This window comes from Williamsia sp. D3, assembly GCF_000506245.1.
Lineage (GTDB): Bacteria > Actinomycetota > Actinomycetes > Mycobacteriales > Mycobacteriaceae > Williamsia > Williamsia muralis.
In genome coordinates this window covers 189,680-211,626 of the sequence record NZ_AYTE01000014.1, presented here as the reverse complement: position 1 = coordinate 211,626, position 21,947 = coordinate 189,680, and the positions used below count along the sequence as shown (strand labels likewise).

19 protein-coding genes are annotated in these 21,947 nt (G+C 62.0%); 16 read left to right on the top strand and 3 right to left on the bottom strand.

The annotated features are described in order from the left end of the window. Positions 1-322 precede the first annotated feature (322 nt). The 8 genes from W823_RS39895 (at position 323) to W823_RS39865 (ending at position 7,396) form a co-directional block, all read left to right on the top strand. The gene (locus W823_RS39895; RefSeq protein ID WP_161633991.1) at positions 323-1,303 is read left to right on the top strand and encodes a substrate-binding domain-containing protein; all 981 of its coding nucleotides are present in this window, start codon (positions 323-325) and stop codon (positions 1,301-1,303) included. A 358-nt stretch (positions 1,304-1,661) separates the two neighbouring features. Further along, the gene (locus W823_RS39890) at positions 1,662-2,837 is read left to right on the top strand and encodes an LLM class flavin-dependent oxidoreductase (protein WP_023956986.1); all 1,176 of its coding nucleotides are present in this window, start codon (positions 1,662-1,664) and stop codon (positions 2,835-2,837) included. A gap of 21 nt (positions 2,838-2,858) precedes the next feature. Continuing rightward, positions 2,859-3,593 carry an NADPH-dependent F420 reductase gene (locus W823_RS39885; RefSeq protein ID WP_369792602.1) on the top strand — a complete coding sequence of 245 codons (735 nt, stop codon included), beginning with the start codon at positions 2,859-2,861 and terminating at the stop codon, positions 3,591-3,593. Between the two features lie 91 nt (positions 3,594-3,684). Continuing rightward, a complete protein-coding gene (locus W823_RS39880; protein WP_081729699.1) occupies positions 3,685-4,194 on the top strand; it encodes a nuclear transport factor 2 family protein in 510 nt (169 codons plus the stop codon). A gap of 121 nt (positions 4,195-4,315) precedes the next feature. Then, positions 4,316-5,218 (top strand): LLM class F420-dependent oxidoreductase, encoded by a 903-nt coding sequence (locus tag W823_RS39875; RefSeq protein ID WP_235189487.1) that lies wholly within the window; start codon positions 4,316-4,318, stop codon positions 5,216-5,218. Positions 5,219-5,378: 160 nt separating this feature from the next. Continuing rightward, positions 5,379-6,056: an NAD(P)-dependent oxidoreductase gene (locus W823_RS39870; RefSeq protein WP_200866364.1), complete on the top strand. Its 678-nt coding sequence runs from the start codon at positions 5,379-5,381 to the stop codon at positions 6,054-6,056. Next, a complete protein-coding gene (locus W823_RS58380) occupies positions 6,038-6,298 on the top strand; it encodes a hypothetical protein (RefSeq protein ID WP_200866363.1) in 261 nt (86 codons plus the stop codon). The genes W823_RS39870 and W823_RS58380 overlap by 19 nt, the downstream gene beginning before the upstream one ends. A gap of 219 nt (positions 6,299-6,517) precedes the next feature. Beyond that, entirely contained in the window at positions 6,518-7,396 is an 879-nt protein-coding gene (locus W823_RS39865) for an LLM class F420-dependent oxidoreductase (protein ID WP_023956978.1), read from the top strand. Here the strand turns inward: W823_RS39865 and W823_RS39860 are convergent. The 3 genes from W823_RS39860 to W823_RS39855 form a co-directional block, all read right to left on the bottom strand. After that, the gene (locus tag W823_RS39860; RefSeq protein WP_023956976.1) at positions 7,387-7,986 is read right to left on the bottom strand and encodes a TetR/AcrR family transcriptional regulator; all 600 of its coding nucleotides are present in this window, start codon (positions 7,984-7,986) and stop codon (positions 7,387-7,389) included. The two genes, W823_RS39865 and W823_RS39860, sit on opposite strands and share 10 nt — an antisense overlap. A 125-nt stretch (positions 7,987-8,111) precedes the next feature. Beyond that, on the bottom strand, positions 8,112-9,314 hold the full coding sequence (locus tag W823_RS56465; protein ID WP_023956974.1) for a flavin reductase family protein: 1,203 nt from the start codon (positions 9,312-9,314) through the stop codon (positions 8,112-8,114). A gap of 131 nt (positions 9,315-9,445) precedes the next feature. Beyond that, positions 9,446-10,222, bottom strand: coding sequence for an SDR family NAD(P)-dependent oxidoreductase (locus W823_RS39855; RefSeq protein ID WP_023956972.1), 777 nt, complete (start codon positions 10,220-10,222; stop codon positions 9,446-9,448). A gap of 336 nt (positions 10,223-10,558) precedes the next feature. On the opposite strand from W823_RS39855, the gene W823_RS39850 reads away from it, so the two are divergent. From W823_RS39850 to W823_RS39815, 8 genes are all read left to right on the top strand, one after another. Continuing rightward, positions 10,559-11,413, top strand: a complete 855-nt coding sequence (locus W823_RS39850; RefSeq protein ID WP_023956970.1) for a mycofactocin-coupled SDR family oxidoreductase — start codon at positions 10,559-10,561, stop codon at positions 11,411-11,413. Between the two features lie 156 nt (positions 11,414-11,569). Next, a complete protein-coding gene (locus W823_RS39845) occupies positions 11,570-12,541 on the top strand; it encodes an amidohydrolase (RefSeq protein ID WP_023956968.1) in 972 nt (323 codons plus the stop codon). Positions 12,542-13,005: 464 nt separating this feature from the next. Continuing rightward, complete coding sequence (locus tag W823_RS39840) at positions 13,006-13,860, top strand: oxaloacetate decarboxylase (protein WP_023956966.1); 855 nt, start codon at positions 13,006-13,008, stop codon at positions 13,858-13,860. 160 nt (positions 13,861-14,020) lie between these two features. Next, complete coding sequence (locus tag W823_RS39835; protein ID WP_023956964.1) at positions 14,021-14,800, top strand: SDR family NAD(P)-dependent oxidoreductase; 780 nt, start codon at positions 14,021-14,023, stop codon at positions 14,798-14,800. 147 nt (positions 14,801-14,947) lie between these two features. After that, complete coding sequence (locus tag W823_RS39830) at positions 14,948-15,727, top strand: SDR family NAD(P)-dependent oxidoreductase (protein ID WP_023956962.1); 780 nt, start codon at positions 14,948-14,950, stop codon at positions 15,725-15,727. A gap of 288 nt (positions 15,728-16,015) precedes the next feature. After that, positions 16,016-19,399, top strand: a complete 3,384-nt coding sequence (locus W823_RS39825) for a pyruvate carboxylase (RefSeq protein WP_023956960.1) — start codon at positions 16,016-16,018, stop codon at positions 19,397-19,399. Between the two features lie 99 nt (positions 19,400-19,498). Next, complete coding sequence (locus W823_RS39820; protein ID WP_023956958.1) at positions 19,499-20,260, top strand: SDR family NAD(P)-dependent oxidoreductase; 762 nt, start codon at positions 19,499-19,501, stop codon at positions 20,258-20,260. A gap of 195 nt (positions 20,261-20,455) precedes the next feature. Then, positions 20,456-21,922, top strand: coding sequence for a DHA2 family efflux MFS transporter permease subunit (locus W823_RS39815; RefSeq protein WP_023956957.1), 1,467 nt, complete (start codon positions 20,456-20,458; stop codon positions 21,920-21,922). Positions 21,923-21,947 lie beyond the last annotated feature (25 nt).

Sequence of the window (21,947 nt, the reverse complement as noted above, 5' to 3'; positions counted from 1 at the left end):
CAGGTATCGGCTCCAGCCGGAATCACGTGACAGTCCGAAAGTCAATTTGCCTGCTACGCAACAGTATTGGCGGACTGGATCATTCTTCATTCCACTCTTATTTCCCATTCACACGTCCATTCTTTCACGGAGGTCTTGCATGTCCGGCTCATTGATTCGTGAGTGTTCATCTCACGGTCGACGGCGAGGAGTAATTGCTCTCCTCGCCGCGTTCTTTCTGCTATTTGTCGCTGCGTGCAGTAGCGGCACCACCGAGTCCGGATCGTCGGGCGAGACCGATGACGCGGCCGTCACCGCTGCGCAGGAACGTCTTGCGCCGTTTGTGATTCCCGTTGCCGAGACCAAGATCGAAGTTGACACACCGCTGACTGCGCGGCCGCCAGCCGGCAAGAACGTCCGCGTCATCCGGTACAACAACGCGGCATCGGGAGAATTCGATCAGCCGATGAAGGATGCGGGCGCGGCCTTGGGCTGGAACGTCAACATCTCACCCGTCGACGCAACGGACCCGCAGGCGATTCCCAACGAGATGATCCGTGCGGTCAGTCAGAAGGTCGATTACATCGTAGTGACCGCCTCTTCGATTCAGGCAGCGGGAGCCGGCATGGACGCGGCCAAGAAGGCGGGAGTTCCTGTCTTTTTCGGCGCCGGGCTCGATGAGCCGCAGGGTGAGGCAAACGGTCTCTATGGCAACACCCTGCGTACCACGACGAACCTTGCGGTCCTTGCCATGCTCGACCAGATGATTGTCGATAGTGGGGGCGCCGGCAGCGCACTGTTGGTGAATGCGCCTGATAGCAGCCAAGTTTTGGCACCCATCGATGACTCAGCAAAGCAATACGTTGCCGAGAACTGCCCCAAGTGTTCCCTCGACACCTTGGATATCGCAGCTGCGGATCTCGGTGGGGACATCGCTTCAAAGGTCGTCGCGAAGATCCGCCAGAGTCCGGAGACCCAGTATGTGATCACAACCTTCACCGACTTGGCAGTCGGCCTGGCCCCGGCACTCGGTGCCGCAGGTCTCAATGATGTGCAGCCCTATCTATCGGGCCTGACAGAGCCTGAGGTGGAGTTGGTCAAGGACGGCACCTACCCCGCTGGGAACCTGTACCCGATCAATGACTACCCGTGGCTGCTGTTCGATCAGATCGCTCGGTTCAGCGTCGGAATGGACACTTTGCAAGCGGAACACGACTCGACAGGTCTGCAATTGTGGACGACCGAAACCGTGCCGGACGGCATGACCAGTTGGGACCCGCCCAACTATCAGGAACAGTACAAGGAGTTGTGGCAGATCTCGTAGCGGGCAGTAAAGAGGCGCCCGTGTCCGGGTGCTCGACTTGGCAATGAGCTTCTTTCGAGCGAGACAATCGCTGAAAGAAGCTCATTTCCGTTCCTCGGCCAGAAGTACGTTCACCGAACGGCCTAGGTAGAGGCTGAGTGCGGGTGCAGGACTTCGGTTAGCGTCCTGCCGCATGTCCTTGGACTCCTTGCCGGCGGGTGCAGTTTCGACACCGGCATTCCTCGTCCAACTCTGGAGGTGGAGTTTGCTGGTTGACGGGCTGCCTTCCGGGGAAGTAGTGTTCGTCACACTTAATCCTCATGATCAATTGCCACCGTTGGCACCACCGACGGACGATCCCGTGAAGAAGGAATGTCTAGTGTCTCAAGCATCCTCCGAATCTGCCCTGTTCGCTGACGGAACTGTTCAGCGTTCTGACTCGCCGGTCTTCACCAGCCCGAACAAGATGAAGCTGGGGGTCTTCGCGACCAACCTGTCGGGTACGGCATCCGGGATGAGCACGTTGAAGGGCTCGATGACCGTCGCGAACTGGTCTCAGCAGTCCGAGCTTGCCGTCACGGCGGATCGTGCGGGGATCGAGGCTCTCGTGCCGGCATCGAGATGGAAAGGTTTCGGTGCACCGAGCGGATATTGGGATCGCACCTATGACACGTGGACGTGGGGTGGCGCCATGGCTGCGATCACCGAACGCATCCAGGTCTTCACCACGTGCGCGGTGCCGCTGTATCACCCGGTCATGGCCGCCAAGATGGGCGCGACCCTGGACCACATCTCCGGTGGTCGGTGGGGTGTCAACATCGTTCCGGGCTGGTTCGGCTCAGAGTTCGAACAGTTCGGCATGGAGATGGGCGATCGCAAGGCGCGCTACAGACTTGCGCAGGAGTGGTTCACCTTGGTCGACCGGCTGTGGACAGAGTCGGAGCCGTTCGACTTCGAGGGTGAGTTCTACAAGTTCAAGGGCGCTGTGTCGGCACCCAAGCCGGTGCAGTCGCCGCGGCCGCTGGTGATGAACGCAGGCCAGAGCGAAGAGGGTCTGGGGTTCGCGACCCGGAATGCGGACATGATCTTCGTGAACACCACCAACGAAGAGGTGCTCACGAAGAACATCGCAAAGGTCCGGACCGACGCGCAGGCCGCAGGCAAGCAGGTTTCCATCTGGGCCAACATGGACATCATCTGCAAGAACACCGAGCAGGAGGCCCGCGACCTAGCCGATGCGTGGATGGAGGCAGTCGACACCGAGGCGGTCGACAAGTTCATCAGTTTGATGGCGGGAGGCGACGCGGGTACGCACAAAACTCTCATGCAGAACCCGGACATCTGGAAGTCGATGGCTCTGACGGGCGCCAACGCATTCGTGATCGGCACGCCAGAAATGGTCGTCGAGAAGTTCCAGCAGCTCTCGGACCTCGGGATGGATGGCACCACAATGACGTGGCACGAGTACCCGCAGGGCTTGAATCAGTTCGTTTCCGATGTGCTCCCTGTGATGCGCGAAGCCGGGCTGCGTAGCGACAAGCCGCTCGACAGCTGACATCGAAACACTAGAACGGAGCTGCTGCACATGAAGATCGGTATTCTCGGGGTCGGCCACATCGGCAAGACCTTGGCGCAAAAGTTCAGCGCCGGTGGACATGACGTCAAGGTGGCCAACTCGCGCGGTCCGGAGACCATCGAAGCTGATGTCTTGAAAAATGGTGCCACCGCCACCTCGGCCTCGGAGGCCGTGCGTGACGTCGATGTGGTGATCATTTCGGTCCCGCTCAACCGAATCCCCGACGTCGTGCCGGTGATGTCGGCTGTGCCTCGACACACGCTGGTCATCGACACGTCGAACTACTATCCGATGCGGGACAACGAAATCGAGCCCATCGAGCAGGGTCAGGTCGAGAGCGTGTGGGTCGCCGAGCAACTCGGTCGTCCAGTCGTGAAGGCGTGGAACAGTATTGGCGCCAACTCGTTCGCGGTCAACGGCACGCCGTCAGGAACTCCGAATCGCATTGCGATTCCGGTCGCCGCTGACGACCCGAAGGATCGACAAGCGGCGATGGCGCTGGTGGAAGAAACCGGGTTCACCGCTTTCGATGCGGGTGTCCTCGCGGAATCTTGGCGGCAACAACCAGGCACGCCGTGCTATTGCACTGATGTGACAGAGGACGAGGTACAGCATGCGCTGGCTACTGCGGACGCCGCTCGATCGCCGAAGCGGCGGGAGTATCCGTCGCAGTCTTCGCTGAGCGGTACGACGACATCATGGCCACCCCGGACGTCGAGACTTCTGCCCGCGTGAATCGCGCGCTCTTCATGTGAGACCGGTTTGAGTCGGACGCACACCTGCGGCAGCTTTCGACAGGGCACGCGACACCGCCATCCTCGGAGATATGCCTACCGCACGCGCTCACAAATGCGAAGGAAATGGAATGGACCTGATCGTCAGATTGGACGCGATCGAAGGCATCAAGCTTGCGAAGGCAAGGCACCAAAGGGGAGTCGACACCACAGATGTCGACTTGCTCCGTCGCGTTTTCGCGGAGGACGTTCTTGTCGATTGCCGCGGAGTAATGACAGATCCCGTCAGTGGTGCGAACTCCGCTCCCCAGACGGATGAGGTGTTCCAAGGCGCTGACAAAGCCATTGCGGCTGCCGTCAGCTCGCTCGAAGGTGTGGTCTCGGTCCACCATGTGAGTTCTCCCGAGATCGAGATCACCAGTCCGACAACCGGTAGCGGGATCTGGCCGCAGGTCGATCGTCTCCTCTACGACGCCGGCGCGCCATTCAAAGAGTTCATCGGTTACGGCTACTACCACGAGACCTACGAGCGCGTCGGGGAAGACTGGCGAATCAAGTCGATGCGAATGGTCCGCACCAGAATGGACTTCATTCCATGGTGATGAGCGCGTCGCTGACCTAGCTCATATTGCCGCTCTTGCTCCTTCTGATTGACGGTGTGTGGCCCCCACATCGGGTGCGACGCCGCATCAGACGCTGTCGGAGCTCCACGGAAGGAACATCTTGAACCTGAAGGTCGGCGTCGTTTACCCCCAGATCGAGTTGAAGGGTGATCCGCAAGCCCTACGTGACTTCGCCCGTTCCGTGGAGGCAATGGGCTTCAACCATCTGGTCATGTACGACCATGTGGTGGGTGCAGTGGGCGAGCACCGGGATCCGCCGCTGACGGGTCCATATCGGGAGACGGATCCGTTCCACGACCCACTGATCGCCTACGCGCATCTGGCGGCGCTCACGTCGACATTGGAGTTCTGCCCCGGAGTGATGATCTTGCCTCAGCGGCAGACGGTCCTGGTGGCCCGGCAGGCCGCCGACCTCGACCTACTGTCGGGTGGTCGATTCTCCCTGGGCATCGGCGTCGGTTGGAACCCCGTCGAGTATGAGGCGCTCGGGATCGATTTCAAGAGCCGGGGAGAGCGGCTCACCGAACAGATAGAACTCCTTCGCCGCCTCTGGTCAGGGGAGGTGGTCGACTTCCAGGGAAAGCACCACCGAGTCGACCGCGCCGCCCTCGTGCCGGCACCGGCGAACAGTATTCCGATCATCTGCGGAGGCCTGTCGGCGCCGGCATACCGGCGAGCGGCAAAACACGCTGACGGCTTCATCTTCACAGGCCCCTTCGACGAGGTCGCCGTCCCCGGGTTGCGTAAGTTGCACCAGCTACTAGAAGAAAATGAACGCGGCAAAGAAGGTTTTCGCGCCGATCTCGATGTGGTGGGCCGGCCGGCCGCGCGACACGGCGACTTCGAAGGTTTGAGTGTGCCTGATCTTCTCGAGACACTCGAGACCTGGGAGACGACCGGCGGAACCCACGCGGCCGTGAAGACCATGGGCATGGGCTACACCACCGTCGATGAGCATCTTGAACATCTTGTGAAGGTCGCTGACGCGCTGGGTTTGCGTTGAGCAGATCCAAAATGCAGGCGCCGCGCGTGCATCGTGCGCCGTGGGGCCTGGGCCGTCAGGCCCCGGCAAGTCGTGGCAGGTTTTCTCATCTGCTGCCGTCCATGTCGGTCCGTGCTGGGCGCGATCTGCGAGATCGCTTGAACGGAGAGTGGAGAACGAAATGAAAATTCTGGTCGTAGGGGGTACAGGCGCGTTGGGAGCGCATGCCGCTTGCCACCTTGACGACACGGGGCATGAAATCACGATCGCTTCCCGCAATGCCCCGCCCGAGAAGACGCGCCTGACGTCCTTTCCGTTCCTACAGGGCGATTACGTCCGGGGTGACTTCACCCCTGATCGGCTTCGAGGCTTCGAGGCAATCGTCTTCGCTGCAGGCAACGACATGCGCCACATCTCCTTCTCCAAAAACGCTGAGGAGCTCCTGCTCCGAGCCAACGCTGAGGGTGTTCCCAGCTTTGCGCGTGCCGCCCGCGAGGCGGGTGTAAACCGACTGGTGCAGATTGGCTCCGCCTACCCACAATCCACGCCGGAGTTGGTGGAGGGCAGCGTCTACCTACGCTCACGCATGCTCGCCTGCGAAGGAGCGCGGGCAGAAGGATGTGCAGACTTCGATGTGATCAGCCTGAACCCCTCGTTCATGGTCGGAGGCCTTCCTGCAATGCCCAGTTACATGCTCGACCCCTACAGCGAGTGGGCGATGGGTATGATCGACGCGCCGTTTTTTGCCCCCACTGGCGGCAGTAATTTCATGAGCTACCGGTCGCTGAGCCAAGCGATCAAGGTGCTCTGCTTCGCGGCGAACCTGGCAAGGCCTATCTGGTGGGGGATGAAACCCTGAGCTTTGCCGACTACCTCAATTTGTTCTTCGAGGCGGTTGGAAATCCAATCAGACTAGAGGCGCGCGACGAGGCACACCCGATCTTCCCTGACGAGATGATGGTCCAGGGACGCGGAAACTGGATCCGCTACGAGCCCGATGCCGAAGAGGCGGCTCTACTCGGATACACACGTAACGATGTTTCGAACGGCGTCGCGGAGGCCGTAGCTGCCTTCAGAACAACCCGTGGCGAGGCAGGTTGACCAGCGCTTGCCATGTGGGCAATCGAAAAGTACGAAACCGACCAAGTTTACGCGCCACTTCAAGCGCAACCCGGACTGACTTCTCCGGCCCCTTCGTCGCGGACGAGGAGATGTTCTTCGACCGATCCGCATCGCAGTTGATGGTGTTCGAGGAATCCGGCGCTGTGCCGTAGAGCGCGCCTCACCTGGCATCTCAGCACCGAAAGGAACGTCTAGAATATGCGCATCGGCGTGCTATACCCCCAGAGAGAGCTGCCACGTGACCCACAGGCGTTGGTCGACTTCGCCTGTTCCGTCGAAGAGTTGGGTTTTGACTACCTCGTCCTGAACGACCATGTGGTGGGCGCGGTAGGTGAGGATCGGGATCCGCCGTTGACGGGTCCGTACCGGGAGACGGATCCGTTCCACGACCCGCTGGTCGCCTTCGCTCACTTGTCGGCGCTCACAACAACATTGGAGTTCTGTACCGGTGTGATGATCCTGCCTCAGCGGCAGACGGTCTTGGTGGCGCGACAGACTGCTGACCTCGACCTGCTGTCCGGTGGCCGCTTCTCGCTCGGAGTGGGCGTGGGCTGGAACCCTGTCGAGTACGAGGCGCTCGGAACGGATTTCGGGACCCGCGGGGATCGACTTACCGAGCAGATCGATCTGCTTCGCCGTCTGTGGTCAGGAGAGGTGGTCGACTTTCAGGGGATGCATCACCGCGTGGACCACGCCGCGCTCGTGCCCGCGCCGGCCAGCGGAATTCCGATCCTCTGCGGAGGCATGTCGGCTGCGGCATATCGGCGGGCGGCGAAGCACGCTGACGGGTTCATCTTCATGGGTGCTCTGCACGCGATCACCCTTCCCGCGTGGCGCGAATTACGCGAATCGATGAAGAGAGCCGATCGCGACGTCGAAGGCTTTCGCGCCGAATACTACGCCACGCGAGCCGATTTCGGAGGGCTTAGAACATCTGATCTCCTCAGCGAACTCGAGACCTGGGAGGCGAACGGGGGAACGCACGCGTGCGTCAAGACGATGGGCATGGGTCTGTCGACCGTAAGCGCCCATCTGCAGCACCTAGAAATAGTTGCAGCGTCACTGTGTCATCGGTAGGCCCCACGCCGTTCCCAGCCACTCTGCACCAATCGGCTGATCCCGCTGCGCGAGGCCTCGTCGGCCGAATCAGCAGAGTGCACCCAACTGATCGCAAGTACAGCAAGAAATAGTTCCCGGCCGCGTACCCCAGCGCGAGCGCTGCCGTCGCGCTGGGCTGCGCTGAGGAAGTCATTAGTGATCGTGATGTATTGCTGACAAGTGGACGTCAGCGGGGAACTGCCTTCGGTCAGGGCCACACGCAATGATTCAGGCAATCCGGAGAAAGCGGTTGCCCACTGTGCAAGCGCTTCGAGCCAGAGCGCAAGCGCATCAGCGGAACTCGCCGCCTCTCGTCCGATGATCTCACGTCGGGCTGCTAGATCTTGGTCACGCGTCCGCAGCAGCGCCGCCAACAGCACGTCGCGGTTGGGGAAATGCCGGTAGAGAGTGCCGGCACCGACGCCAGCGCGTTTGGCGATGGCTTGCAACGATCCGCTGACGCTGTGCTCGGTGAAGTGCTTCTCGGCGACGTCGAGTATACGTGCCCGGTTCCGCTGCGCGTCTGCACGAGAAGGATCCCGTCGTCGTGGCGCCGTTGTCTCGGACATGTCGACAACTCTCCTGACGAAGGCCTCGAGGATGACCCGCGTAGACCCATCTGGCGGCGAGCGAGCGCTACCCGGCGCGGCGGTGCCCTGATCAAGACCACTCGCCGATCGCGCTTCAGCCCGGGTTAATCGATCGGTCCAGTGCCGCTGACGGTCCCGCCAATCCTGGTGGTGAGTCGAGCGGTTGCTGCCAACAGGCGCTCGAGGCATAGCTGGACTCGTGCTGCCGGTTCCTCGTCGGCGAACTTGAGGTACAGACAGATCGCGACTTCGCCGTCCGGACCGAAAACCGGAGCGGAGATGGAGACCACCTTGCCGTCGGCGATGACCCGGTTGGTTCCGGCCTCGATGCCCAGCATCAGCTGCCTCATCGAGTCGACGAGGTCGACTGTTCCGGCGCCTGACGCTGAGTTGACCGAGAGCTCCCATTCAGCCTGAGCGGCTCGGCTCGATCTCACGTCGTATCCCTGGTCGCGCACAGTCGCCAGGTCGTTGCTCACCAGAGAGTCGTCGAGCAGACCGAGGTGGCGCCGGCCTTCCGCGATCCATCGACGCTGGGCGTCCTCGCCGCTCCAAGCGACGTGCGTCGGAGACAGTGGTGCAGCCAACGGGAAAGCCACACCAACCGGCGTCCGGAACTTTCGTGGCGACCACTCGACGCCTGCCGCACTCGCCACAACCACGAGGTCTTCGGCAGCCACCGTGACCAGACACTCCACCTTGAGGTCGGCTGCCAGCACCTCGATCTCGGGCCTCGCGGCATCGACTGCCTCCAAGTGCTTGAGCAGCGTGCTGTCCGAGGACTGTATGGAGGGCATCGAGAATGACCCGTAGCCACCCCGGAGGAACAGCAGAGGCAGGCTAGCTGAATCTCCATCTCCGAGATCCTTGACATTGCCGAGAACCAGGTAGTGGTCACCAGCAGAACGAACGTCCTCGATGGTGCAGTCAATCCATGCTGCCGCCCCTTTGAGGCGCAAGCCGCCAGACGCGGTCGGCACCCACTCGAAGCGAGTGAATCGGTCGTCGTGCTTCTGCGTGAATGCACGAACAACGTCTTCTTGGCTCGACGTCAACACATTGGCGGTGAACGAGCCGGATGCTTCGATCTTCGGCCACGTGGTGGAGGTCCGGTCGGGAAGGAAGCCAACAAGGGGAGGGTCGAGGGAGACGGAGGTGAACGTGCCGACCACCATGCCCACCGGATCGCCGTCCGAGGACCGAGCCGTTATCAGTGTCACGCCGGTTGGGTACTGCCCCAGCACATCGCGGAAGTGTCTACGGTCGAGCGCGTGGGCACTGTCGTCGGGATTACCTGTGTTCACCATGATGTCTCTCCATATCGACTGAAACTCGACGCCCGTAAAATCACGTCCTGGACTCACTCTCTTCAGCGATGAGTCGCGGCGGAATCATGCGGGAAGTAAGTGGCTTGGGCGTGTTCATCGACTACCTCGCCTCACATCGCGCCGACGTATCCACCGTCGGCGTGGATGACCGTGCCGGTCACGTAAGAGGACTGATCAGATGCGAGCCACAGGCTCGCCTGTGCGATTTCCTGGGCCTGTCCGAACCTGCCGAGCACAGTGATCTTTGGTGCGTACTCGGCCTCGGTGCCCAGGTCGAACTTGGCAAGCGCCTCGTGAAGCATCGAGGTGTCGACCGCGCCGGGGGCCACGGTGTTGACGCGGATGCCGGCTGCCCCGTTCTCCAGTGCTGCGACTTTGGTCAGGGCGTGGACGCCGTGCTTGGCCACGACGTAGGCGACCTGGCCTGCCAGGGGGCGGAATCCGGCGCCCGAGGCGATGTTGATGATCGAGCCTGCGCCTCCCTGAGCTTGCAGCTGCCTGAGTTCGTACTTCAGGCACAGTGCGGTGCCCTTGAGGTCGACCGACATCAGTCGGTCCCATTGCGCCTCGTCGAAGTCGGTGATCAACCCATTAGGCGGGATGACTGCTGCGTTGTTGACAGCGACATCCAAGCGACCCCATGTCTCAACGACGTTCGCCACCATGGCCTCGACTTCTGCAGACTGCGAGATGTCCACCTTGACGAAGACGGCCTCGCCTCCGGTTGAGTTGATGGCATCGGCGACCGCTTCGCCCTTGTCGGTGTCGACGTCCGCGACGGCGACCTTTGCACCGGCCTCGGCGAACAGCTTCGCTGTTACCTCGCCCATGCCTGCTGCCGCACCAGTGATGATCGCGACCTTGCCCTGTAGAACGGGAAACGTCATAGCTGATCTCCTTTGATCTCGCGCTACATTATTCCTCATGAGAAATGGATCACTGTTTCAGACACTACAGCTGGGCGCGGGCGCGAGACAACCCCTCGGCGGGACGCATTCGGAAGCGCCGCGGGCGGGCACGCCTCCGATATTCGTCATGAGGAACTATTGACTGAGTAGAGATCGATTGACAGACTTCAGTGTTAGCGCGCTCACAATTTTCGCGAGCCGGTGCGGCCGCGCTCGCTGGCTTGCAGCCCGACCGACCTACCGACCGGCCCGCCGATTTACATCCACGTAGCGCAAAAGAGCACCCTCACGGGTGGGCTCGAAAGGAGCACAGAAGTGAACAACCAGGAAAAGACCCCGGTGCCAGGACGACTCGAGGGAAAGGTCGCCTTCATCACTGGGGCCGCGGGCGGTCAGGGCAGGGCCCACGCCGTCCGCCTAGCGAGCGAAGGTGCCAACATCGCCGGACTCGACATCTGCTCGCAGATCGAGTCGGTCGAGTACCCGATGGCGACCAAGGACGATCTGGACGAGACGGTCAGGCTTGTCGAGAAGACCGGACAGCGCATGATCGGACGCGTCGGAGACGTTCGCGACCGGGCATCCCTCGAGGCCGCCTACGCGGATACTCTCGCTGAGTTCGGCCGTGTCGATTTCGTGATCGCGAATGCCGGGATTTCGCCGAACTGGGGAGAGTACTGCCAAACCGAGCGGGCCTGGCAGGACTGTATCGACGTGATGCTGACCGGTGCGATGAACACCGTCGAGGTCGCGATACCGCAACTGGTGGAACAGGGCTCCGGAGGGTCGATCATCATCACCAGCTCGATCGCGAGCGAACGGCCGTCAGTGCGCACTCTCGGTGGCAAGACCATGGGCCTGCTCGGCTACTGCGCCGCGAAGGCGGGCGTGGTCATGCTGATGGAGAACTACGCCAGCATGCTGGGCGAGCATCGCATCCGAGTGAACACCGTTCATCCCTCTGTGGTCAGAACGCCGATGACCGACAACGAAACGGTCCGCAACGCCAACTTCTCCGAGGAAGACCAGAAGGTGTTCAACAACGCCCTTCCAGAGCAGGAGATGGAGCCCGAGGAGATCGCCGCAGCAGTCGCATGGCTGTGCTCCGACGACTCGCGCTTCTTCACCGGGAGCAAGCTTGTGATCGACGGCGGCATGCATCTGAGGTGACTCGGACTTCGCCGGCATGGGCCCGCCCGTCGGTCGCGGGCCCATCCCGGCACTGCGGCAGAGCAGGGCCGCAGAGGTAGGAAGTTCTGCTCGGGCCCGATCTGTGCCGGGGCATTTCCGAATGCATACAGTTCGAAGAAGCCAGGAGGATCCGAAGTGCTGGTGATTGACGCTCAATTGCACGAACCCGCCATGTCCCTCGAGTGGGCCGGTGCGGACCAACTGACCAGGTTCGATCTCATGACCGAGGTGACCCTCGCGCACATGAGGGCGGTCGGTGTAGATCGCGCGGTGTTGTATCCGATCAGCGAACTCGGGTGGGGAGAGTACGCCGCCGCCCGGCTACCTGATCGGTTTTCGATGGTGGTGGGTGCCCTGGTTGCCTCGGAGGACGGCTCGATGGCGCTGCGGGGGGCCGCCGGCTCGGTGCCGATTCCGTCGATCGACGAATGGGTCACCGAGAAGAGCCACACGCCCGGTGTGCTGGGTATCCGGCTGGGGCGGCCGTCGGCAGACCTGTTCGAGCCAGCGTTGAAGGCCTGCGCGCGTGAGGGATTGCCGATCGTCGTACTCCCGCCGTCGAAGTCGAGTGATCCGCGGGCGTTCGGTGGTGACTTCACCGCCATCGAAACAATCGCTCAGCGGTACCCCGAGTTGACCTTGATCGTCGATCACCTCGGGCTCTCGCAATGGCCTTCCCCGTTGGACTCACCTCCTTTCAAGGAGCTACCAGGTCTACTCGAATTGGCGAAGTATCCCAACGTGGCCATCAAGTTCGCCGGGGCCCACTCGATGTCCCAGCAGCCCTACCCATTCGACGACTTGTGGCCTCACCTGCGACCCATCGTCGACGCGTACGGGGCACACAGGCTCATGTGGGGGACCGATATCTCCAGGTTCTACACCCGCGTCGGGTTCTCGAAGTTCCCGACTCCCGGCCCGGGGCAGAACCAGCCGACCTATCTTGATGGCATCGCATCGGAGCTGGTCCGCCCAGACGATGGTCCTGTCGTGCCGCACAACTACGCTCAGGCACTCTTTCACCTGAAGGAGAGCGATCAGTTGTCGGTCGAGGAGAAGGAGTGGATCTTCGGTCGCACGATCCAGGAATTGCTGCGCTGGCCCTAGGGCTCGAGTCCGGCCAGGGATTGTCGGCTGAGGCGAAATGCGAAGCGGCTAAGCGTGATCGACACGAGTTCCCCCCGGGATAGCGCAGTACGACCTCGATGTGCGACCACGTTCCCGGTGGCCGGCTGCCAGCGCTTTTCGGGTGCAGCTGTGTGTCATCAGCAGGCGGGACAATCAGTCTGCCGGTCAAAACATCCTGTGGCGCAGTGATTTACCGCGTGACGGCCGCGATGTACTCACCGTCGTCGAGGATGAACGGACACCACGAACAGCCACGTCCAATGGTGGTTGTCGCGCCGCCTGTTCAGCAGCGCGGCAACGCTATTCCTCATGAGGAAACCTTGACTCCCGCGGGTGACATTGATAACGTCCAGGATGCACGGCCAGGGCATTCCGAATGCAGTGTCGGAGCTGACAGCTCGCCACATTCACCTGGTCGTTTGCCTCTACCGAAAGGGCCGGATATGGCGGCTACGATTAAGAGTTTGCTCGAGCGGCGTTCACCGTTGGTTGCACCCGGCGCCTACGACGGCATCTCGGCTCTCCTCATTCGCGAACTGGGCTTCGACGCGGCGTACATCGGGAGTTTCGCTGTCACGGCTGCGAAGCATGGTCTGCCGGACATCGGCTTCGCCAGTATCGACGACATGGCCGAATCGGTGCGCTGCGTGTCCGCCGTCACCGATGTGCCGATCATCGTCGACGGCGAAGGTGGATTCGGCAACGCCCTCCACGTCGCGCGCACAGTCCGGGTTCTGGAAAGAGCGGGCGCGAGTGCGACCCACATCGAGGACCACTCGTTCGGCAAGCATCTCGGAGCCCCGAAGGTCATCCCGGTCAAGCAGGCAGTCGACAAGATCAAAGCCGCCGTCGACGCTCGGGCATCCGAGGACTTCTTGATCATCGGCCGGTCGGACGCGGAGACCAGCGAAGGGCAGGAGGCGACGGTCGACCGTCTGCTCGCCTACCAGGAGGCGGGCGCGGACATCCTGTTCATGGCCAGGGCGCTGAGGGCCGGCGACGTGCTCAACAAGCGGCTGGTCGAAGAAAGCAAGGTGCCGATCCTCATCACAAACGGTCCGAATACGGGATACACCGCCGCAGATCTGGGTGAGCAGGGCGCGAGCATTGTGCTCTATCCCACGACGACCAGCCTTGCTGCCGAATCGGGAATGCGGCGGGCGTTCGAAGCCATTGCCCGTGACGGTTCCACGGCGGCCGTCGACGATTCGATCGGGACCAATGCACAGTTCGAAGAGTTCGTAGGAACCAGCGAGTATCGCGCTACGGCTGAGCGGATCGGTCTCCTGCAGTACTGAGACAGGGGGCGTCGGAACCGACATCGAGCCCGGCGCTCACCGTCGTCCCTTCATTTTCGCGGGTTCTCACTCGTGCTTCACCTGACAGCGTCGGCGGAGCGCAACGCGCAGACAACGACACGACTGACCGAGACGAATCGTCTCGTAAGGAGGTATAGATATGTCTTTCTCGATCGAGGGTAAAAAGATTCTGATCACGGGGGGTGCCCGTGGCATCGGCGGCGAGTCCGCTCGACACTTCGCGCGTCAAGGCGCTCATGTGGTGACTCTCGACACCAGGGACGAGGAGGGAACGCAGCTCGCCAAGGAGGCGACGGAAGCCGGCCCGGGCAAGGTGACCTACCGGCACATGGACATCACCAAGGTCGCCGACATCAGGGCCGGTGTCGACGCCGCCGTCGACGAGCTCGGTGGCCTGGACGCCGTCTTCAACGCTGCTGAGGTCATGCTCCTGAAGCCCGCCGAGGACACGACCCTGGACGACTGGAACGAGCAGCTCAACACAAATGCCAAAGGCACCGCTTACACGTGCCAGGCGGTGTTTCCGCACCTGAAGGAGCGGGGCGGTTCGATCGTGAACCTCTCGGCGGGCGTCGCTCTCACGGCCGGCCCGATCAATTCCGCGTCGTTCTCGGCTTCCAAGGGATCGATCATCAGCTACACCAGAACTATCGCACTCGAATGGGCGCAGTTCGGCATCCGCTGCAACTGTGTCAGTCCGCTCGTGAAGACCCCGCTGCTCGACGAGGTCCGTGCGGCGATGAGTGATGACGACCGGGTGGCGCACGAGCGATTTTTCGAGAAGTCGGTGCCGCTGGGACGCCTGGGCGACATCGACACCGACCTCGCTCCGGTGTTCGTGTTCCTGGCCTCTGATGCTTCGAAGTTCATCACCTCGCAGATCATCGGAGTCGACGGAGGACTGGTCCCCAGTCGCTGACCCCTTTGCGAGGCAGAGCGGCGTTGCAAGGCAACAGGTCTGGCTGAACACCTCGAGAGGCGAACCGAGCCGTCTCGGTTCGGTTCGCACACGAAACCAACGACATCAAACGACTGAGACGATTCGTCTCGGGAGGAGGCAGAAGATATGCCGTTCTCGATTGAAGGCAAGAGAGTTCTGGTCACGGGCGGCGCCCGTGGCGTCGGCGGGGAGTCCACCCGCTACTTTGCCCGACAAGGCGCCCTTGTGGTCGCCTGCGACATCAGGGACGAGGAGGGGGCCAAACTCGCCAAGGAGGCCACCGACGCCGGGCCCGGAAAGGTGATCTTCCGGCACCTGGACGTCACCAATCTCGACGAGATCAAGGCAACCGTCGACTTCGCGGTCGCGGAACTCGGGGGCCTGGATGCACTCGTCAACTCCGCAGGGTTGCCGATCATGTCGCATGCTGAGATCACCCCCGAAGATGAGTGGGACAAGCAGTTCAGCATCAACACGAAGGGCACTGCCCTCATGTGCGAAACCGTATTTCCCCACCTGAAAGAGCGCGGCGGTTCCATCGTGAACATCGCGGCAGGAGGTGCACTCAAGGACGCACCGATCCTCAGCTCCTCGTACTCCGCCTCTAAGGGAGCCGTTCTCAGTTTCACCAGGACGATCGGTCTGGAGTGGGCCAAGTATGGTATCCGCTGCAACGCGGTGAACCCGGTCGTCGCGACGACATTGGGTGACGAGATTCGCGCGAAGATGAGTCCAGAAGACGCGAAAATCTACGGGGGCATGATTGAGGGCCGGATGTCGTCTGGGAGGAAGGGCGATATCGAGACCGACCTTGCTCCGGTGCTCGAGTTCCTCATTTCGGACGGTTCCAAGTTCATCAATTCGCAGATCATCGCAGTCGACGGAGGACTGAACCCCAGCCGCTGACCTTGTCATGACATGCCACGACGGCCGGTCGGCGCAGCTGGCTGCGTCATGCTCAAGGGAACATCGCGATCGGGAATTCGGTCGGCAGGCGAAGGCCTCCGGTTGTGAACTGAAGCTGTTCTGTTCGTCGCTTCGTTCAACCCGGAGGCCTTTGTGTCGGTCGGCGCCGGTCCGACAGGGCTTCTTGTCAACGAAGTAGACCTGCAGTAACACGCACCTCCAAGTTCCGATAACACCCTATTTCCTCGGTTCTGGCGACCATCAAAGCCGCAAAGGATGAAAGCCCAAATGTTCTCAAAACTCTTGGTGGCCAATCGTGGTGAGATTGCCATCCGTGCGTTTCGTGCTGCCTATGAGCTGGGTGCGGGCACGGTGGCGGTGTTTCCGTATGAGGACCGTAATTCGGTTCATCGATTGAAAGCTGATGAGGCCTATCAGATCGGTGAGCCCGGGCATCCGGTGCGGGCGTACTTGTCGGTCGAGGAGATCATCGCTGCGGCGCAGCGTGCGGGTGCGGACGCGATTTATCCGGGGTACGGGTTCTTGTCGGAGAATCCGGATCTGGCGGCTGCGTGTGCCGACGCGGGGATCACGTTTGTGGGCCCGAGTGCGGAGATCTTGGAGCTGACCGGCAACAAGGCGCGGGCGATCGCTGCGGCGAAAGCGGCGGGGCTGCCGGTGCTGGCCTCGAGCGAGGCATCGGTGGATGTTGATGACTTGATGGCTGCGGCCGAATCGATGACGTTCCCGGTGTTTGTCAAGGCGATCGCTGGTGGTGGTGGCCGCGGGATGCGGCGGGTGGAGACGATCGACGGTCTGCGGGAGGCGATCGAAGCTGCAGCGCGGGAGGCTGATTCGGCGTTCGGTGATCCCTCGGTGTTTTTGGAGCAGGCGGTGATCGAACCTCGTCATATCGAGGTGCAGATCCTGGCTGATCAGCACGGCAATGTGATGCATTTGTTCGAACGGGATTGTTCGGTGCAGCGGCGTCATCAGAAGGTCATTGAGTTGGCGCCGGCTCCGAATCTTCCTGAGGGGTTGCGGGAGAAGATCTGCGCCGATGCGGTGGCGTTCGCGTCGAAGATCGGTTACACCTGCGCGGGGACGGTTGAGTTCTTGGTCGACCGTGACGGCAACCATGTGTTCATCGAGATGAATCCGCGGATCCAGGTCGAGCACACGGTGACCGAAGAGATCACTGACGTTGATCTGGTGCAATCTCAGATGCGCATCGCATCCGGCGAAAGTCTCACCGATCTGGGCCTGTCCCAGGAAACGGTGCAGATCCGGGGTGCTGCCCTGCAGTGCCGCATCACCACCGAAGACCCCACCAATGGGTTTCGTCCCGATACGGGCCGGATCACCGCCTACCGCACCCCCGGCGGGGCGGGGGTGCGCCTCGATGGTGGCGCCACCCTGGGCGCGGAAGTCAGTGCGCATTTTGATTCGATGCTGGTCAAGCTGACGTGCCGGGGCCGCGACTTCGATACCGCGGTCGCGCGGGCACGCCGGGCGTTGGCCGAGTTCCGGATTCGTGGTGTGGCGACGAACATCCCGTTCCTGCAGGCAGTGCTCGATGACCCGGACTTCCGCGGCGGTCGGGTGACGACGTCGTTCATCGAAGAACGACCACAGCTGTTGACCTCCCGGGTGTCGGCGGACCGCGGCACCAGGATTCTCACGTACCTCGCCGATGTGACGGTGAACAAACCGCACGGTGAGCGCCCGGCCACGGTGTACCCCCGCGACAAGCTGCCCGACGTCGACATCTCGACACCACCGAACGGGTCGCGACAACGGTTACTGCAGTTGGGCCCGACCGGGTTTGCGGCGGATCTGCGGGCGTCCAAGGCGTTGGGGGTCACCGACACCACGTTCCGTGATGCCCATCAGTCGCTGCTGGCCACCCGGGTCCGCACCAGCGGGCTGGTCGCTGTCGCGCCGTATGTGGCGGCGTTGACGCCGCAGTTGCTGTCGGTGGAATGTTGGGGCGGAGCCACTTACGATGTGGCGCTGCGCTTTTTGAAGGAAGATCCGTGGGAGCGGCTGGCCGAGCTGCGCGAGGCGATGCCGAACATCAACCTGCAGATGTTGCTGCGGGGCCGCAACACCGTCGGATACACCCCGTACCCGGAGACCGTGACCACCGCATTCGTCACCGAGGCGGCCGCGACCGGTATCGACATCTTCCGGATCTTCGACGCGCTGAACAACGTCGATCAGATGCGGCCGGCGATCGACGCGGTCCGCGAGACCGGCACCACGATCGCCGAAGTCGCACTATCGTATACAGGGGATCTGTCTGATCCGGCCGAGGACCTCTACACCCTGGATTACTACCTGCGCCTGGCCGAGCACATCGTAGAGGCGGGTGCGCACATTCTGGCGATCAAGGACATGGCCGGACTGTTGCGACCGCAGGCCGCGGCGACGCTCGTGAGCGCGCTACGCAGCAACTTCGATGTGCCGGTGCATGTGCACACCCATGACACCCCCGGCGGGCAACTCGCGACGTATCTGGCGGCATGGCAGGCCGGCGCGGATGCGGTCGACGGCGCCAGCGCGGCGATGGCCGGTACCACCAGTCAGCCGGCGTTGTCGGCGATCGTGGCGGCGACCGCGCACACCGAGTACGACACCGGCCTGGACCTGGCGGCTCTGTGCGACCTGGAGCCCTATTGGGAGGCGTTGCGAAAGGTGTACGCCCCGTTCGAGTCCGGGCTCCCGGCACCGACGGGCCGGGTATACACCCACGAGATCCCCGGTGGGCAGTTGTCCAACCTTCGCCAGCAAGCCATCGGCCTGGGGTTGGGGGACCGGTTCGAAGACGTCGAAGGCGCCTATGCCGACGCCGACCACATGCTCGGCCGGCTGATCAAGGTCACCCCCTCCTCGAAGGTGGTCGGTGACCTGGCACTGACCTTGGTCGGGCAAGGAATCTCGGCCGCTGAGTTCGCCGAGAACCCAACGGCCTACGACATCCCCGATTCGGTGATCGGTTTTCTGCGCGGGGAGCTCGGGGACCCGGCCGGTGGCTGGCCCGAACCCTTACGTGGCCGCGCACTGCACGGCAGAGCAGAGCCCAAACCCGTTGTTGCGCTCACTGATGCGGACACAGCCCAGCTCGGATCGGTCGAGGCCAAGGTGCGGCGCGCCACGCTCAATCGGTTGCTGTTCCCGGGCCCTACGAAGGACTACGAGGAGCACCAAAAGGCCTACGGCGACACCTCGCGGTTGTCGGCGAACCAGTTTCTCTACGGCTTGCGCTACGGCGACGAGCATCGTGTCGAACTCGAACCCGGCGTGGAACTGTTGATTGGTCTTGAGGCGATCAGTGAACCCGACAAACGGGGGATGCGCACGGTGATGTGCATTCTCAACGGGCAGCTCCGTCCGGTACAGGTCCGTGACCGCTCCCTCGATGTCGCCGAAACCACCGCCGAAAAGGCAACGACGGGCAATCCCAAGCACATCGCCGCACCCTTTGGTGGCGTGGTCACGATCGTCGTCGAGCCAGGCGAAACCCTCGCCGCCGGCGCCGCGATCGGCTCGATTGAAGCGATGAAGATGGAAGCGACCATCACCACCCCCCAGGGCGGAACCGTCAAACGGGTTGCCATCGCCACGGTTTCAAGCGTTGAAGGCGGAGACCTCCTCGTCGAACTCGAATAGCTTCGAGTGCACCGCCTGTCCTTTCGGGCGAACAATCTTCACGTGATAAGACTTCGACGACAACGCTGCACAAGAAAACTGCAGGACGAGGAGCTGTATATGACCGTGCTCGAACGCTTTTCAGTTGACACCAAGGTGGTGATCGTCGCCGGCGCATCATCAGGGCTCGGCGTCGCGTTCGCAAAAGGCTTCGCCGAGGCCGGAGCCCGCGTGGTGCTCGCGGCTCGCCGCGCCGACAAGCTCGAGGAGACCGCCGCCTTGATCGACTCGGTCGGTGGAACCGCATTGAGTGTTGTTACCGACATCTCCGACCCAGACCAGGTGAACGCCTTGGTGGACTCCGCGATTGCCGAGTTCGGTCAGATCGACGTCCTGATCAACAACGCAGGAATCGGCACTGCGGTACCTTCCATCCGCGAGACACCCGAACAATTTCGGTCCGTGGTCGACATCAATCTCAACGGATCATACTGGGCTGCACAGGCAGCCGGCCGGGTGATGCAACCGGGCAGCTCGATCATCAACATCTCGAGCATCTTGGGCATGACTACAGCCGGACTCCCGCAGGCCGCCTATTCCGCCAGTAAGGCCGCCATCGGGGGCCTCACCCGCGACCTCGCCCAGCAATGGGGCATCCGAAAAGGCATACGGGTCAACGCAATTGCGCCAGGATACTTCGCGACAGAGATGACGGAACAGTATCCCGAGGGGTATCCACCAGCCATAGGTCCCAGGCTCATCCTGGGTCGTACCGGCGATCCGGAAGAGCTTGCCGCCACTGCGATCTGGTTGGCATCGCCGGCAGCCGGATACGTCACCGGACAGACCATCGTCGTCGACGGCGGCATCACCGTCGCCTAGGAAATTGTGGGCGCCGACATGCGGGTTCACGAGCATTTCCGCTCGGCGACCTGGGTGCCTCGTGCTGACATAGGAGCACCTCGCGACTGGCGACCTGGGAGTCGAGGCGCCCGCCGAGTTCAGTTGAAGTCGACATTATGTGAAGGTTCGTGAGTAGGGCTATGTACAGTTGTGAACGACTCGTCAGCTGCGCCTGTGGATGAAGTAACAGCCGACGGCGCCATGGCTGACGGTCCGGTCGCCACTGGCGATCAGATGGCGCCTGGTGGCGCGATGATCATCGGGTTGTTGATGGTCTCGGCGTTTGTGGTCCTTGTCAACGAATTGCTCCTGGGCGTGGCCCTACCGACATTGATGGAAGATCTGGGTATCACGCCTACGGCGGGGCAGTGGCTGACGACGGGTTACCTGTTGACCCTGGCGGTACTCATTCCCGCGACCGGGTTCGTGATGCGTAGATTCACGATACGGTTGATCTTCCTGGCCTCGATGTCTCTGTTCCTTCTCGGTACGGTCGTAGCTGCTGTTGCTCCGCATTTCGAAGTACTCCTCACCGCTCGGATCATTCAGGCGGTGGGTACCGCTGTCTTCGTGCCTCTGCTCATCACGACGACCATGCGTCTTGTTCCGGCGTCTCGCCGCGGGCGGTTGATGGCTCTCGTGACGGCTGTTACCGCCGTACCGCCAGCCATCGGTCCTGCGATTTCCGGCGTGGTGCTGTCACAGTTGAGTTGGCGGTGGCTCTTCATACTCATGCTTCCGATCGTCCTGGCCGTTCTGGCCCTCGGTGCAATGAAGTTGCGAAACCTCACCGTGCCGGAGCGCGTGAGCCTGGACGTGTTGTCTCTCTTGCTATCTGCAGTCGGTTTCGGTGGTCTTGTCTTCGGCCTGGCGTCGATCGGTGAATCGGTCGCGGGACACGCACCCGTCGTCCCCTATGTCCCAATCCTGATCGGACTGATCGGCGTAGGCGCATTTGTGTACCGGCAAATTCGGTTGCAGAAGTATCGGGACGCTTTTCTCGATATACGAGTTTTTTCGTTCCGGTCCTTTTGCCTGCCTGCAATCGTGATGGTTTTTGTCGCCATGAACGGTTTCGGTATTGTGCTCGTCCTACCCCTCGTACTCACCTCCGTTCTTGGAATGGACACCTTGCAGATGGGTCTGTTTCTGGTCCCCGGCGGGGCCATGCTCGCAATCGTCTCTGCATTGGGCGGGCCCGTCTACGACAGGATCGGGCCCAAACCCCTTGCCATTCCTGGTTCGATCGTCTGGGCGGCCAGCATCTGGCTTCTCACCACCGTCGACCAAGACACCAGCGTGTGGCGAGTCCTTGCCGTATATCTGGTCTTGAGCGGCACGCAGGCCCTGATGTGGGGGCCCATGACCACCACCGCCCTGAGCTCACTCCCGGGCGAACTCTACACCGACGGAGCCGCCGCGTTCTCGACCGTCCAACAACTCGCCGGCGCTGCAGGTGGCGCAGTCCTGATCTCCGCCTTCACCATTGGAGCGAGCACCTCGGATGCCGGCGTTCTCGACGCCGCTCAGAGCACCGGCGCAGGACAAGCCGCCTTTACCGTGGCCGGGGTTCTTGCCTGTGGCGCAGTTGTCGGCACCCTCTTCGTCAGCAAACCTCGAACCGTCCGCCTCAACTCGTGATCACTGCCCGCAGGCGGGCCGACCG

What these genes read in the sequence shown, in the direction of transcription:
- W823_RS39865 (WP_023956978.1), top strand. Translation starts at nt 6,518, where the DNA reads ATGCGCATCGGCGTGCTATACCCCCAGAGAGAGCTGCCACGTGACCCA.
- W823_RS39840 (WP_023956966.1), top strand. Translation starts at nt 13,006, where the DNA reads ATGGCGGCTACGATTAAGAGTTTGCTCGAGCGGCGTTCACCGTTGGTT.
- W823_RS39820 (WP_023956958.1), top strand. Translation starts at nt 19,499, where the DNA reads ATGACCGTGCTCGAACGCTTTTCAGTTGACACCAAGGTGGTGATCGTC.
- W823_RS39870 (WP_200866364.1), top strand. Translation starts at nt 5,379, where the DNA reads ATGAAAATTCTGGTCGTAGGGGGTACAGGCGCGTTGGGAGCGCATGCC.
- W823_RS39825 (WP_023956960.1), top strand. Translation starts at nt 16,016, where the DNA reads ATGTTCTCAAAACTCTTGGTGGCCAATCGTGGTGAGATTGCCATCCGT.
- W823_RS39835 (WP_023956964.1), top strand. Translation starts at nt 14,021, where the DNA reads ATGTCTTTCTCGATCGAGGGTAAAAAGATTCTGATCACGGGGGGTGCC.
- W823_RS39855 (WP_023956972.1), bottom strand. Translation starts at nt 10,222, where the DNA reads ATGACGTTTCCCGTTCTACAGGGCAAGGTCGCGATCATCACTGGTGCG.
- W823_RS39880 (WP_081729699.1), top strand. Translation starts at nt 3,685, where the DNA reads ATGCCTACCGCACGCGCTCACAAATGCGAAGGAAATGGAATGGACCTG.
- W823_RS39860 (WP_023956976.1), bottom strand. Translation starts at nt 7,986, where the DNA reads ATGTCCGAGACAACGGCGCCACGACGACGGGATCCTTCTCGTGCAGAC.
- W823_RS56465 (WP_023956974.1), bottom strand. Translation starts at nt 9,314, where the DNA reads ATGGTGAACACAGGTAATCCCGACGACAGTGCCCACGCGCTCGACCGT.
- W823_RS39830 (WP_023956962.1), top strand. Translation starts at nt 14,948, where the DNA reads ATGCCGTTCTCGATTGAAGGCAAGAGAGTTCTGGTCACGGGCGGCGCC.